The sequence below is a fragment of the Leptolyngbya sp. PCC 6406 genome, assembly GCF_000332095.2.
GTDB lineage: Bacteria > Cyanobacteriota > Cyanobacteriia > Phormidesmidales > Phormidesmidaceae > PCC-6406.
Window position 1 is genome coordinate 4,569,595 of sequence record NZ_KI913949.1, and the last position, 13,814, is coordinate 4,583,408.

Here is a 13,814-nt window from a genome sequence, read left to right on the forward strand (position 1 = left end):
AGTACCCCTGTTAAGGTGAACGTTTGTTCTCCTTTTGGTTTAGGAGGCGAGCGGTCGAAACATGAGGATGTTTGGGGTCATATTCGTTCTTTTTGACAGCTTTTTTGGGGCCTCTGGGCGACGACTTAAACCGTTTCAGGTCGATTTGCGCCGCCCATTCTTTCAAGATTTCGGCGAAGGGTTCAATGGCCATCTTCCCGAACGGTCTCCACTCGGACGGTGGGAGGGCAATCATCATGCCTCGAAAAGTCCCCTGAACTTCTTCAACGAGATGGAAGTTGGACAACCCTGCTTCAATTTTGCCAACCCCGTGAACGGCTTTTAGGGCAGCTTTGACGGTGGATAAGACATTGAAGGCAACGACGGCCATACAAAAGACGAATAAAGCGGCCCTGGGATAGCCCAAAGTGTTCAGCTCACAGGAGAAGACATCGGTGACCACTTGAAACATCTTCTCGACGGTCCAGCGCTCCAAGTAGAGTTCGGTGACCAACGGGGCGGTCGCGACCCTGGTGGGTAAGTTGGTGAACAGGGCGACTTCGCTGTCGCCATGCCGGGTGGGTTGAGCCAGCTTGACGACAACCCGGCGCAGGGTCAGAGTCTGGTCTTCATGAGTGATTCTCACCGCTTGCTCAAAGACTTCTCCGGTCGCCGATGAACCAACGGCCTTCAAGGGCTCTAGCGCTTCCCAAGGGGTGTTTTTATGAGCCCGAATAACGAAGTAGGCTTGACGTTGAGCAATACCCAGCAGCGCACCGCAGGCACAGAAATTACGGTCTGCTATCCACACCTGATTGGCTTGCACCGTTTCGAGCATCTCGGGCAGCAACGAACGCTCTTGGGCATGGGCATCCTCACAAAGAAAGATATCCGTTACCAGATGCTGCTCTGGGTCAAGCACTGCAATCGATTGGCCGGGTAGCGGGCCTGAGCGAGTGGCCTGCAATGGCTTCAACCGATGCTCGGTTGTTCCCAAGTGATTACCGTCGGCGATCCGGATGCAGTAGCCCGGTAAGCGCTGGGACTGGGATAACCCCAGCGCTTTGACCACAGGAGCCAACTCCTGATAGGCATAGCGCACTAATGCCTGACTAATTCTGGGCTCTAAGCCGTTGAGCTTGCTGTACAGCGCTGGTTTTGACACCCCAATTTGCTTCTCTAGCTTTTGGTAGGCAGCGTTCACTGAAGGATGAATCCCGCTGACCACCAAACTCATCAGTCCCACCACACTCGAAAACAATAGCTCTCGGGTGTATTGCTTCTCGGCGTTTTTCTCAAATAACTCGTCGAGTTTATCGGGCCTAAAAATGCGCTCCATCAAGACGCGGAACATTACGCTTACCGGACTCGCTTCGACAAATTGCTCAAAGATGGCGCTAATCATTGGCCTACAACCTTCTGATGACAGGCATTGAGACCTCGATAACTGATTTGGATTTACCGACAGATTACAGGTGAATAGTACAGATGGTCACCTTGACAGGGGTACCGACACCGGAGTTGTTGTCGCCCTCATCAACCGATCAGATGCTAGGCCCTTTATGACATTTTTGGAAAATATTGAACGTTTGGCAAACCTTCAAAGTCACTATCCTGACTCCATAAAACAGCCTCGAATTTACGGGCAGTTGCCAAGATAATACTATCAGCCATAGGCAATTTCAGTTGGGCTGATAGTTTTGCCGCATCTAGGGCGATTTCAGGATTGAGATCAACGGTTGTACCTTGCAGCATTGCTCCAGTTGCCTGTAGGGCTTCATCTTCACCACGCCTGACTAAAATATGTTTGAATACCTCATAAAGACTGATTGAGGGCACGATCAGATTTTCCAGGTCTTCAATAGCGGGGGCAAAGAAATCAGGACCGTTCTCGTCGGTAAAGTACGCTAGCCACCCTGATGAATCAACGACATTTTTCATGTTTAGTCATTATCTCGGATCAGCGTCGTATCCATTCCTTTTAAAAATCCTCTGAGGCTTTTGATCGGTTGAATGGGGAGCAGTTCGATGCGCTCTTGATAGCGGATGACCTGGAACATTTGCCCTTCAGATAACCCAAGGGTTTGACCAATAGTAGGGGGAATGGTGAGGTGTAAGTCGGTAGCAACGATAATGGGCTGAGTTGGCACTGTATTCATTTTAGGTATGACTTGTTACATGTAAATTACTGAATTTCATTATATCGACCTTGCCTCTCCCCCATGTACCAGCAACCGAAACTGAGGTTCGCCTCGGATGGGGTCGAAGTCGGGGGCGGTCTTTGCCATCTCGCGATACCCGTCAGGGCTGAGGTGAATGGCGCGTTCCAGGTTCTCTAGGGCTGGCTCAACGGCGCTTTGGAGAGCATGGGCACAGGCTTTATTGTAAAAAGGGCTGGGGTCGTCGGGTTTGATGGCGATCGCATAAGCTGTAATTCTTGTAGGGCAGACATCTTGCCTGCCCGTGAACAGATGGGGCGGTCTGCCACACTTTTTTTAAGATACAAGGGTGGGCAGCGCCCGCCATTCTTCTCCACAACCAAGCGACCCGCCCAGCCCTTCGGTTCTGGCTCTCCTGGGATCACATTGATCGCGAAAGCGGCCAAGCCTTGAAATCCAGGCAATGCAAGGACTGGAGAAAAGCGGAATGTATCACTGAATACAGTTTCAACCACGATCTCAAGAGAGCCCGGTTCTTAATTATGCAAACTCTAAAACTCAGAGCCCATGTCAACCCAGACGGTAGCATTCAGCTCCAAATGCCCAATCAGCTTGCCAACCAAGACATTGAACTCATTCTGGTCTACCAACCTGTAGAATCTCCCGACTCCCCCGCTGAGCCTCTCCCCCCGCAAGAAGATCCCCTGATCGGTCTTTTCTCTGGTTCCCCAGAGTTAGCCACCCAAGCCGAAATCATTCTCGAACAAAACATTACCCCCAATTCAGGGTTCACATGGAAGCAGTCTTAGCCGATACCGGGGTTGTTGTCGCCCTTATCAACCGATCAGATGCCAGATACGCCGAAGCGAGTGCGGTCTACCTTCAATTTCCACAAATTCTGCTGCCCCAGGTCGTACTGGTAGAAGTGGCCTATCTGGTAGGGCGCTAAGTGTCGCCTCTCCCTAGGCGGAGACTTGGTAAATCACGAATCGGTAGGTCGGTATTGGGATGGCCTTCCCGGAGGCTTCGGTAGTTTCAACCCACGCTGATTTAGCCACAATGACGTCCCGCAGAGCGGCTTCGGGGGTTTCGCCAAAGGCGGAGCAGAACTTCAGGTCTGGGCTGACACGACGGGAGCAGCTTGGGCGATGAAGGTTCGCAGGTCGGCGTAGGCGGGCTGAGTGGCATAGATGATGAGGTTGCTATCCAGCAGCATCACAGATCTCGTGAGGGTAGAGGGCGGTCTGCCCGTTGCTGTTGTTGCCATGCGACGGGGTCGGTAACCGCCTGAAAGGGATTGGCCTCAGCGAGTTGTCCCAAAAGCCCTGCGAGTTTATCGGCGCGCCCTTGCTCCGTGTCCGCGATGGGCGGGGTCGGTACGGGCGAGGTGGGGGCGGGAGTGTAGCGCTGCTTAAGGAAGGCCACAAAGTCAGCCACCAGCACTTGGGCAGTTTCTGGCAGCGCGGCAATGTCTTTTTGCAGTTGTTCGGGCTGAATCATGGTTTCAGATCTCTCTAGGCGGAGACTTGGTAAATCACAGGTCGGTAGGTCGGTATTGGGATGGCCTTCCCGGAGGCTTCGGCAGTTTCAACCCACGCTGATTTAGCCACAATGACTTCCCGCAGGGCGGCTTCGGGGGTTTCGCCCAAGGCGGAGCAGAACTTCAGGTCTGGGATATCTGCCACATAGCAGCTATCTTCTTCGCTATAGAAAATATTGATGTGGTAATCCTTCATCGGTTAGTCCTCTCGATTTTCAAGGGTGAGGTTGTATTGCTCAACAATGGTCAGGAACTGGCGAATTTGATAGGGCTTGGCTTGTCCACTGACATTTTGGAGGTTGACAATTTCTGGGATATTGGGATGCTCAAAGATGTGGTGGCTACCGCGCACCCTCGATAATCGAAAGCCAAATGCCTCAAGCAATGTCACCGTTTCATCAAAGCGAATATTTTTAGAACCTGACAAGAGCTTTCTTAGCAGTTTCTCTTTCTTTCCCATTTCCTTCCTGCCCTACCTAGCAAAATCCGTCCCTGAACCACAATTTTCTCTCAATAAGGCTTGGAAGCGGGGATCATTACGAATGGGGTCGAAATCCGTATCAGTTTTTGCCATCTCTCGATATTTCTCAAGCGCAAGCTCGATCGCTTCCTGTAAGTTTTCCAGAGCCAGATCTGTTTCTCCTTTCAAACTGTAGCAACACGCTTTGTTATAGAGGGCTTCATGGCAATCGGGCTTGATCGCCAGGGCAGCGTCATAGGCCGCGATCGCGTCTTCATATCGCCCTAACTCATCCAGTGCATACCCTTTGTTGTTGAGGGCTTCATGGTCACCGGGCTTGATCGCGAGGACTGCGTCATAGGTAGCAATCTCGTCCTCGTAACGCCCCAAGTGCCCCAGCGCAATCCCTTTGTTGAAGAGCGCTGAGTGCTTGTCGGGTTTGATCGCTAGGGCAGCGTCAAAGGTAGCAATGGACTCCTCGTAGCGCCCCAAGTGCCCTAGCGCAACCCCTTTGTTGTGGAGCGCTTCGTGTTTGTCGGGTTTGATGGAGATCGCGGCGTCATACGCGGCGATCGCAGCTTCCCATTCGCTTGAAGCCGCAAAAAGATTACCCTGCTCAAAGTGCAATGAAGCTTTCTCACTAGTCTCTAGATTTTTAGCTTCTAGCAGCGATTGAATTTCGAGAATGCGGCGATTGCGCTGTTCTTGCGTCCAGTTCAGATATTGGTCATAGTCACCACCTAATTGAATGCGAAGGGATTCCCAGGCAAGGGTGGCAGTATCGTCAGCGATTTGGGCCACGCCCGATCGCCAGTCAAAGAAATCGGGGGCGCGGTGGATCAGGGCATCTAGGGCGTACTGGGGCAGCAGGAAAACAAAGCGCGTGTGGGGAAACGTGTCGCGAAAGTTTTCTCGCTGCTGATTGAAGTTATTAAATAGGGGCGCGGCTTCCTGCCAGTTGAGTTTTTCCAGCTTTTCGGCACTCCAGCCCAGGCGCTTTGCGGTTTCCTTGGCCTCCGGCAGGGAGTTTTCTAGCCCACGCACCACCAGTACCTCGGCGGAGTGTGCCGCTAGGTGCGCCTGAATGGCTTTGAACACGTTGCCGTGGGGTACAGGCTCAGTTAGGGACAACACGGTGAGCGTATTTTGGGGTAAGTCGGCGGTGAGTTGGGCAATCAGCGGCTCACAGCTAAAGGGGGAGCACTGCACAAAAAATAACCCAAAGCCCTGGGTGCGCTGGAGTCCTGTCAGCAGGGCTTGATACTCGGCGGCGGGGTCGATTTCGAGGTCATCATCCCATTGCAGCAAGTCCATCGTCATGGCTGTAGCTCGGCGGTGGCCGTCTGAAACTCGGGCAGGGACTTAATCAGGGGATGGATATCGTACCAGCACTGGAGTTTGTCGGTGTCATCAAAATAGCGATACTCCAACAGGCAACGACGAAAGAGCAAATCCCGATGATCTTCATCGTTGTCGATGCGGCGATCTTGCGCCACCCGAGCCAGTACCGCCCACTGCCCCTTTTCCACCGTGCGGCGATAGGTGTCCTGGGTTTCGGCGATGGCGCGGCGCATCGCCCGCGTGGGGATGGGCAGGGCGGTGGTGCGGTTGAGGGCTTCTTTAATCAGCAGCAGCAACTCCCGCACATGACCACCGCTGGCCAAACACACCTGCTCTAGCACCGCCGCCCCCTCAAAAATGTCCCGATCTAGCACCACCTCCGGCAGAATGGGTTGAATCCGCCGCAGCAAAATCTCTTGTAAGCGGGCAAATCCCTGGGGGTATCGCTCACCCGCTGGTGTTTGCACCATGATCATGGGTAAGAGATTGGGGACACCGTAAATGTCCTTTAGGTCGTTAGCACGACTGGAATACACCATCGAAATCGGGACGGTGTAAATCAGGTGGCAGTCCAGCCCTTTCAACTGGTCGCTGCGATCCAGAAAGATTTCGTCATGGTTGCTCCGGCCATGGTCGTCGGTGATGGGCACAATCCGATCTAAGTTGTCGGCAATGACCACTAGATGAGTCTTGCCCTGGGGCAGCTTGGCCTTGGCATCGGCAATGAACTCATTCAGCGCCTTCACCAGGGTCATGGTGTGGGGGTTCACCAGGTCGCGAATCTTGCTGCGCTGGCTGGGGATGGCGCGAATGCTGGCGGTGATTTCGGCAAACTGCGCCGCCAGGGTCTTCACGTTCAGGGATTCCATCACCACCTGCGTCTGCCCAATGTCGTAGAGCGCCTTGCCCCGCTCCTTGAACCAGCTAATCAGGGGCGCGGGGTCGGCGTTTTGCAATTCCTCTAGTAAATGGCGGGTGCAGGCCAGCAAAATGTCCGTGTATTGCACATCCTGGGCATCGATGTCGCCGTCATCCCCCACGGCGGCAAAGTACACCACAAAGCAGCCCTTCGCTTCCAGGTCCGCCTTTAGCCGCAACAACTCGGTGGATTTGCCCGCCCCCCGGTGGCCGCTATAGAGCTGGCAGGTGTAGCGGTTAGAGCGCAGAATCTCCGGCCCCAGATCCAGCAGCACGTTGGCATCCCCCCGCTCCGCCTCGCAGTTGACATAGGCGGGGTCGCCCGGTTCCAAGGGCCGAAAGGGATCGACGGCGTTGTAAATACCAGTCAGAACATCGCTCATGGTGCCAGCCGCTAGGGCGAGATATGTCCTAATACTAGGGGCTGTGAACAATCAAAGCCAGATTCCTGGTTATGGGGCAGCTACAGCGCCGTCGTAGGGTAGTTGCCCGGTGGGCAGAGAGGCTTAGGGAAGATTAGGCATGAGGACTGGGGTTGGTTTCGGGGCGGGCTCAGACACCAGGATTTCTCGAATCAGGCGGGCGACGGCCCGTTGGGTGAGGTTGCCGGCAATGCGTTGGCCCATATCGCGCGTTTCTGCCTTAAAGAGAATTTTGGGCAACAACTGGGCTACCATCACCCCATCAAAGCCCTCCGTTTGCCGCAGGATATCCACGATCCGCATTATCCGTTCCCAGTTACTATCCTCCCCGTCCTTAGCTCCGATGGTGACCGAGGCAGGCTGTTGTGTCAGTAGTCCCAGGCGAGACTGAATGGTATGGTTGACCGTTGCCACCATGGATTGACCCCAATGGTCGAGGGCGCGGGCCACCTCATCGGCAATGCGATCGCGGATAAACTCCCCCCGCTCTGAGAACAAGAACTGCACCGTCTGATCGATGACCTGATCCAAATCATAGTCCTGGCTGTCACGGGCATTGCGGAGCAAGTTTTCTAGCCGATTCCAGCGGAATTCCCCATCCTTGAACAGCAGATCCTGGAGGGAGGCCCGCAGCTCTGGCGAAGAATCCATCAGCAACCGCTTCGCCACATAGGGATAGGCTTTGCTCAGCACCTTGAAGTTGGGGTCCACATTAATGGCAATCCCCTCCAGGGTCACCAGGGAACGAATGATCAGGGCATAGTAGGCCGGTACCCGAAAGGGATACTCGTACATCAGGGCCGAAAACTCATCGGTGATGCTCTTGAAATTCAACTCTGCAACGCTGGCCCCCAAGGCATTGTTAAACACCTCTGCTAGGGCTGGAATGATAGGCCGCAGGTCTGTATCGGGGGTGAGAAATTCCAGCTTCACGTAGTCCCCCGCCAGCCCCTCAAAGTCGCGGTTGACCATGTGCACCACCGCCTCGATTAACCCATAGCGCTGGTAGGGTTTGACCTCGCTCATCATGCCAAAGTCAAGGTAGGCCAGTTTGCCATCGGCCATGGCCAAGAGGTTGCCGGGGTGGGGATCGGCATGGAAAAAGCCATGCTCTAGCAACTGCCGCAAAGAGCACTGCACCCCCACCTCAATCAGGTGGGTGGCGTCAATACCCTGGCGATTGAGGGATTCAATATTGGTCAGCTTGGTGCCCGCAATCCACTCCATGGTCAACACCCGGCGGGTGGTGTACTCCGAGTAAATGTGGGGCACGTAGATATTAGGCAAATGGCCATAGAGATGGGCAAAGCGGATGGCATTTTCCCCCTCGTGGGTGTAGTCCATCTCCTCAAAGATCCGCGCCCCAAACTCATCCATAATCCCCACGAGGTCGCTGCGGACCCGGTCTATCCGTCGGGTCACCCACTGGGCCAGGACTCGCAAAATGTAAAGATCCAGGGTAATGCGTTGGGCCAAGCCGGGGCGCTGCACCTTCACTGCGACCTCTTCCCCGGTCTTGAGTCTGCCCTTGTACACCTGCCCCAGGGAAGCTGCGGCCACGGGGTCAGAGGAGAGTTCCGCATAGATCTGATCAGGGGGGGCTCCCAACCCCTGCTCAATGAAGCGATAGGCGATCGCGTTGGGAAAGGGAGGCAACTGATCCTGAAGACGGGTCAGTTCCTCCAGATAGGCAGGGGGCACCAAATCGGGCCGGGTCGAGAGAGCCTGCCCAATCTTGATATAGGCTGGCCCTAAATTGGTTAATAGAATGCGTAACTGCGCTGCACGGCGACGTTGTCTGCGATCCGAAGGTCGGGTCCGGCGATCCCACCACAGCCCTAGGTAAAAGGTGAGAAACGGCCACAGAATCGTCAACAATCGCCCCACCACTTGCCAAGGCCGCTGACGGTAGTAGCGGTTGATGGCAGCAGGGTCGTAGTCCAGGGCATCAAAAGGATCTAGGCCCTTACCTCTGACGGGGGGGAGTTCTGGGGAGGGCACCGCGATTACCGCGATCGCATCAGATGTCTCAGTCAGTTCAGGGGAAGAAGCCATAGAATTTGTCGAAGATCTGCCTAAGGGAGGGCTGCGATCGCGATTAAACCAAGATCGCCCGATGTAAACCATTGTAACGACTTCCCCTGCCAAAGGGATGCTAGGATTTCCACCCCCTAGGCAAAGCAGGTGGGACTTCGGTGGCACGGGCCTGTAGGCGCTCACTGAGCCACAGCTTGATGATGGCCTCCCGTTGCACCCCTAACTGTTGCGCCTCCCGATCTAAGGCCGCGACCATCTACTGGGGAAAGCTGACTTCCACCCCTTGGGGCTCTAGCCCAGGACGCTTGAGGGTAGACAAATCGAAGTACGCAAGCACGTCTTCCCCGGCATCGAACGTGCGATCGAGTTCTTCAGAATTCATACAGTATTACCTCATTATCGCGATCGCACTCTCCCCTCACCCTATCGGACTGGACTGTTCTTGCTTATGGACGGTCACACCATGCTGCCAAAGTTCATATTCGCTGAGGTCGATATCGTCGTTCCAGACCACTGCGTAGCCCCCTGGCTCGATGGTGAAATTTTTTACAAAGGCGGGGTCACCCAGGGGGGTAAAGATGGGTTTGCTCAGCAGGGGTGTGAGGTCATAGTCTTTGACCACATGGTTGGTGAACTCAACGCGCAAGGTGCGATCGCTGTTGAGCGTGATTTGCTGAATACGCGGATATTGCATCATGATTTAGGGATTACTTGAGCGGGGGAAGTTTACGAAATTCTTGACTTTCCCACATTTGCCGCAGATCTTGTTGATAAAGGCTGGCCCACTCCATCACCATCTTTTCGGCGCGACTCGGTAGGTCGCCCTCGATCACCGCTAGGGGATCAATGCCCACGAGAGCATTATGTTCACCATAAATGACGTGAAAGTGGGGTGGAGGATGATCACCGAAGAAAACCTTGATCACAATTCCATAGAAGCGAGTAACTTCTGGCATCGCCTTGCAAGCAAATGAAGAATACTCTGATTATTGATCCATTTTGCGCGCTTGATCGATTCAAATCATCCGGCACCCTGCCATCCTTCCCTCTCGACTATGCCCCTGTTAATAGGGCTTGAAAGCGGGGATCGGCTCGGATGGGGTCGAAGTCGGTGTCAGTCTTGGCCATCTCGCGATACTTGTCAGGGCTGAGGTGAATAGCGCGTTCCAGGTTCTCTAGGGCTGGCTCAATGGCACCTTGGAGAGCATAGGCACAGGCTTTGTTGTAAAAAGGGCTTGGGTCGTCGGGTTTGAGTGCGATCGCAGCGTCATAGGCGGCAATGGCCTCCTCATAGCGGCCTGATTTCTCCAGCGCAACCCCTTTGTTGTTGAGCGCTTCGTGTTTGTCGGGTTTGAGTGCGATCGCAGCGTCAAAGGCGGCAATTGCCTCCTCGTAGCGGCCTAATTCACCCAGCGCAACCCCTTTGTTGTTGAGCGCTTCGCGTTTGTCGGGTTTGAGTGCGATCGCAGCGTCATAGGCGGCAATGGCCTCCTCATAGCGGCCTGATTTCCTCAGTGCAATCCCAAGTTTCCACGTGAAAAACTCAGCGAGGTAGTCAGCGGACGAAATATCCACTAATTGCTTTGCTTGCTCAAATGCCTGCAATAAATAGGCTGCTTGTTGAGACTCTAAGCATCGCTTAGATCGGTAATAGAAGGCGATCGCCCTTGTAAACCCTTGAAGCTGTTCAGGCTGTCCTAAACATTGGGTGATGGCTTGATCGGTTTCCGCCTTGGAAAAGCCATAGATTTCCGTGTTGAAGGGATAATCAATGGGGGTTTCTTCCAGCACGGCCCAGCCGTGGAGCACCGCAGGCCCCACCCGTTGCAGAAACTGCCACTGACTGTGACGCAGCAGGGGATGATCCGCCAGGTCAAACTCCGCTGTAATCGCTTGATAGGGGGTGATGACCACAGCATTCCTGCTGAAATATCGCGCCTCTAGCAGGTGGCTGAGGAACTGGGTCTGGGCCTGGGCCTGTCGGGTAAACAGCAGGTGGTAGAGGTACTCCGATCTCAGGTCGCGCCAGTCGGGGTTTTCGTACTTTTCGGGTGGGGGGCGGTCGGGGGGCACTTCCTGATCGGATTGGTCGAGGCAATGGTGGGCCAGTCGTCCGTGAATGGTTTCCAAATCCTCCCGGTCAAGGGATTGGCGAAACACATCCCGCGCCACATCATCCAGCCGCCAGCGCTGGCCGATGGGCTCCGCAAAGGAAAGCTGGGTCAGCCAGCCATAGCAGTTTTGCCCCTCATCCACCGCACTGGCAAAGTCCAGCCCCTGGGCTTCCACCAAGTAGCGGATGAGCTTGGCATTAAACCAGCGGCAGCAGGCCGCCATCTGCACCACCTGCATCTGAATATCGTTCAGCCCTTGCAGCAGCAACCGCACAATTTCTTGATTGCCCTGGGCAAAATCCAGGGGGTGGCCCTTTTCCGTCTGTTCCCGAATCCAGTTCAGGTAGTAGGGCAGTCCCCGCGTCACCCGATGGATGGTGTTGATTTGGGCGTCATCGGTGATGCCGATCTGCGCCAGGTAGCGCTGGGTTTGGGACAGGTCAAACCGCTCGATAGTGCGCTCATACACAGCGTTATGGTCTTGGTGCAGCTTGCGCCAGCCCTCGGTTTTCAGCAGGCAGTGTCGCCCCGCAATCACCAGCCGCACCCGTTGCGCCGCCAACCCCGTGTTGCCCAGCAGGGTGCGCCACAGCCAAGGATCGATCGCGGTGGGGGCTTTTTCGTAGGTATCCAGCACCAGCAGGATGGGCTGGGCCTGGGCCTGCTGGGTGAGCCCCGCCACAAAGGCTTGGGTCAGGCGGGGCAGGGGTTCCAGCATTAGTTCTTGCAGGGCGCGATCGCGCTTTGTCGCCTTGTGCTGCTGCAAAAGCTGTTGTAACCCATCCTTCAGGGACAGCGTCGCCACGGCGGCGGCCATCCCCTTTTCCGCCACGGTACCCACCGTCTTCTTCGCCGATTCCGACAGAAAGAACTCCCCCGCCACATCCACCCCCAGCTTCACCAGGGTTTTCACCTGCTCCACCTGCTCCGGGGTCGCGGCTCCGTTTCCCTGGGTGGCCTGGGTATTCAGCGCCTGGATCGTGTCGAAATACAGCGTGTATTTCTCCCAAAAGGGATCGCGGCTCCAATCATCCCGCTGGGCAAGCTGGCCATAGAGCTTCGCCATTAGGGGGATGGGCTCCTCAATGCCCTCCGTCAACCCAAAGGAAACTGTGGCGGTCTTCGCCGCTCCCCCCTGGGCCGCGCTGGCCTTGCGGGTCAGGGTTGATTTGCCCACACCGCCAATGCCCCAGACGTGGAACACCACCGGGCTCGTCGCCGGGGCTTGCAGGGCAGCATCCAGCGCCGCGAGAAAGGCTTCCGCCTCCGGGCGCGAAACATAGGGCAGGGGGTTGGGCATCGCAGGGCAAACAAATTTGCCTTGATTTTAGCCCCGTTGCCCAGCAGAAACGGAGTTTCTGCTGGGCAGTATCTGGAATAGGGCTAGAGCGCCCCTAAACCGCTGCGGTGGCTAGGGCGATGACGATGCCGCTGAGAAATAGGGCGACAGGGGTGACTTGGCCGAGGTCGCGACGGAGTACCCCAGCGGCAAATAGAACTAGCATGAGCACAAAGACAAGTGCGATCGCGCTGCCATACGCGCCCCCGGTGGGATCCTCCACCATCGCCAGCAGTGGGGTGGGGAACTCCCGGCAGGTTCCCCATCCCGTCCATTGCATCGGGGCAAATAGGCTATTCACAAATGCTGGCTTCCTTCCAAATTGCGGCAAATAATAGGGAAACTAGGCAACCCCAGACCCTGCACCAAAGACGACTTGTACCACAGAAAGTTCTGCTTTCTGCATCGCCCTAGAGGATCTGCGGGTACGTTATTTTCCTGAGAGCCCTAGGCATCATCGGTGACGAGGCCATGCTCTAGGGCATAGCGCACCAGTTCCGTGCGGCTGTTGGTGCCCGTCTTGCTAAACAGACGACTGACGTACTTTTCCACATTGCGGACGCTGGTGTCGAGGCGACTGGCGATTTCCTTATTCATCAGCCCCTCCGCCACCTTGTTGAGCACATCCTGCTCGCGGGGGGTAAAGTCGATGCGAATGGGGGAATGGGTTTTGACCATTGTGCCCCGTTGGGTCAGCAGGGCCTTAATTTCTTCAATTTGTCGGGCCATGGCAGCGATGTCGGGCACGTCACCACCTTCGGGGGTGCGGGCCACTTGGCGATCGATCAAGTTCGAGACAATCGCCACCAGCTCCTCCGGATCGAAAGGCTTGGGGAGGTAGGCATCTACCCCGGCGCTGTAACCCTGAATGCGATCGCTGGTCATCCCCCGCGCTGTGAGGAACACCACGGGCAGGGACTTGAAGCGGGCATCATCCCGCACCTGCTGCAAAAACTGGTAGCCATCCACCTGGGGCATCATGATGTCGGAAATCAAGACATCAGGCATGGCCACCTGGAGTTGGTCCCAACCCTCATGGGCGTTGCTGGCCACCTCCACCGCAAAACCGCTGTCCTCTAGGTATGCTTGCACTGCTTCCCGCAGTCCCGCTTCATCATCCACCAGTAGTATCCGGCCCCTGGTTTCGCTCATTGCCCTACCCATGTCTGCTCAAGAGGTCATGCCCACTGTAGCGCTTCCCTGACCGACGGAAAGCACCAGCCCTATCGGGATAACCGCACGTTTAGCCGCTTCAGGACTTCTGGGGAAAGCAGCACCTCACGGGCCGCATTCAGGATGTAGGGGAGACGGCTTACCCGCGCAGGCGGGTTTTAGATTGTGTAGGCGCGGTTTTTAGAGGGTGTCTGAGAAGTAGAAAGGCCCTCAAAAACGCTACTCTATCAGTCAGTAAGTACACTTGATAGGGTTTTTGAGGGCAATGCGATTATCCTACCCCACCGATTTGACTGATGAACAATGGGATATTCTCTCTCTCTTGATTCCTC

19 protein-coding genes are annotated in these 13,814 nt (G+C 55.4%); 2 read left to right on the plus strand and 17 right to left on the minus strand.

Going from position 1 to position 13,814, the window contains the following annotated elements; all coding sequences use genetic code 11:
* Positions 1–10: 10 nt before the first annotated feature.
* From LEP6406_RS0220335 to LEP6406_RS35710, 4 genes are all read right to left on the minus strand, one after another.
* Positions 11–1,384 carry a transposase gene (locus LEP6406_RS0220335; protein ID WP_008315299.1) on the minus strand — a complete coding sequence of 458 codons (1,374 nt, stop codon included), beginning with the start codon at positions 1,382–1,384 and terminating at the stop codon, positions 11–13.
* A 155-nt stretch (positions 1,385–1,539) separates the two neighbouring features.
* Entirely contained in the window at positions 1,540–1,920 is a 381-nt protein-coding gene (locus LEP6406_RS0220340) for a type II toxin-antitoxin system VapC family toxin (RefSeq protein WP_008315304.1), read from the minus strand.
* A gap of 2 nt (positions 1,921–1,922) precedes the next feature.
* Entirely contained in the window at positions 1,923–2,138 is a 216-nt protein-coding gene (locus tag LEP6406_RS0220345; protein WP_008315305.1) for a hypothetical protein, read from the minus strand.
* A 39-nt stretch (positions 2,139–2,177) separates the two neighbouring features.
* Positions 2,178–2,450, minus strand: a complete 273-nt coding sequence (locus LEP6406_RS35710) for a TPR end-of-group domain-containing protein (RefSeq protein WP_409978149.1) — start codon at positions 2,448–2,450, stop codon at positions 2,178–2,180.
* Positions 2,451–2,680: 230 nt separating this feature from the next.
* On the opposite strand from LEP6406_RS35710, the gene LEP6406_RS0220350 reads away from it, so the two are divergent.
* On the plus strand, positions 2,681–2,947 hold the full coding sequence (locus LEP6406_RS0220350; protein ID WP_027269304.1) for a hypothetical protein: 267 nt from the start codon (positions 2,681–2,683) through the stop codon (positions 2,945–2,947).
* Positions 2,932–3,087 carry a hypothetical protein gene (locus LEP6406_RS33050; protein ID WP_008308571.1) on the plus strand — a complete coding sequence of 52 codons (156 nt, stop codon included), beginning with the start codon at positions 2,932–2,934 and terminating at the stop codon, positions 3,085–3,087. Before LEP6406_RS0220350 ends, LEP6406_RS33050 begins: the two co-directional genes overlap by 16 nt.
* A 266-nt stretch (positions 3,088–3,353) precedes the next feature.
* Here the strand turns inward: LEP6406_RS33050 and LEP6406_RS29060 are convergent, their stop codons facing one another.
* The 13 genes from LEP6406_RS29060 to LEP6406_RS0220425 form a co-directional block, all read right to left on the minus strand.
* A complete protein-coding gene (locus LEP6406_RS29060; RefSeq protein WP_008308567.1) occupies positions 3,354–3,638 on the minus strand; it encodes a DUF2281 domain-containing protein in 285 nt (94 codons plus the stop codon).
* A gap of 14 nt (positions 3,639–3,652) precedes the next feature.
* Positions 3,653–3,874, minus strand: coding sequence for a type II toxin-antitoxin system HicB family antitoxin (locus LEP6406_RS0220375; protein ID WP_008308564.1), 222 nt, complete (start codon positions 3,872–3,874; stop codon positions 3,653–3,655).
* Positions 3,875–3,877: 3 nt separating this feature from the next.
* A complete protein-coding gene (locus LEP6406_RS0220380) occupies positions 3,878–4,105 on the minus strand; it encodes a type II toxin-antitoxin system HicA family toxin (RefSeq protein ID WP_202807543.1) in 228 nt (75 codons plus the stop codon).
* Positions 4,106–4,150: 45 nt separating this feature from the next.
* Positions 4,151–5,458, minus strand: a complete 1,308-nt coding sequence (locus tag LEP6406_RS0220385; protein WP_008308560.1) for a tetratricopeptide repeat protein — start codon at positions 5,456–5,458, stop codon at positions 4,151–4,153.
* The gene (locus LEP6406_RS0220390) at positions 5,455–6,780 is read right to left on the minus strand and encodes an AAA family ATPase (RefSeq protein WP_008308558.1); all 1,326 of its coding nucleotides are present in this window, start codon (positions 6,778–6,780) and stop codon (positions 5,455–5,457) included. Before LEP6406_RS0220390 ends, LEP6406_RS0220385 begins: the two co-directional genes overlap by 4 nt.
* Positions 6,781–6,903: 123 nt before the next feature.
* Positions 6,904–8,874, minus strand: coding sequence for an ABC1 kinase family protein (locus LEP6406_RS29065; RefSeq protein WP_008308556.1), 1,971 nt, complete (start codon positions 8,872–8,874; stop codon positions 6,904–6,906).
* Between the two features lie 100 nt (positions 8,875–8,974).
* Positions 8,975–9,112: a hypothetical protein gene (locus LEP6406_RS34920; RefSeq protein ID WP_263971203.1), complete on the minus strand. Its 138-nt coding sequence runs from the start codon at positions 9,110–9,112 to the stop codon at positions 8,975–8,977.
* Positions 9,113–9,238 (minus strand): hypothetical protein, encoded by a 126-nt coding sequence (locus LEP6406_RS34925; protein WP_008308554.1) that lies wholly within the window; start codon positions 9,236–9,238, stop codon positions 9,113–9,115. It lies immediately after the preceding gene.
* Positions 9,239–9,274: 36 nt separating this feature from the next.
* A complete protein-coding gene (locus LEP6406_RS0220405) occupies positions 9,275–9,553 on the minus strand; it encodes a DUF2442 domain-containing protein (RefSeq protein ID WP_008308553.1) in 279 nt (92 codons plus the stop codon).
* Positions 9,554–9,563: 10 nt separating this feature from the next.
* Entirely contained in the window at positions 9,564–9,812 is a 249-nt protein-coding gene (locus tag LEP6406_RS0220410; RefSeq protein ID WP_008308551.1) for a DUF4160 domain-containing protein, read from the minus strand.
* 97 nt (positions 9,813–9,909) lie between these two features.
* The gene (locus tag LEP6406_RS33915; protein ID WP_008308549.1) at positions 9,910–12,270 is read right to left on the minus strand and encodes a tetratricopeptide repeat protein; all 2,361 of its coding nucleotides are present in this window, start codon (positions 12,268–12,270) and stop codon (positions 9,910–9,912) included.
* 94 nt (positions 12,271–12,364) lie between these two features.
* Positions 12,365–12,610 (minus strand): hypothetical protein, encoded by a 246-nt coding sequence (locus LEP6406_RS0220420; protein WP_008308547.1) that lies wholly within the window; start codon positions 12,608–12,610, stop codon positions 12,365–12,367.
* Positions 12,611–12,756: 146 nt separating this feature from the next.
* Positions 12,757–13,461, minus strand: a complete 705-nt coding sequence (locus LEP6406_RS0220425) for a response regulator transcription factor (protein ID WP_027269307.1) — start codon at positions 13,459–13,461, stop codon at positions 12,757–12,759.
* Positions 13,462–13,814: the final 353 nt, after the last annotated feature.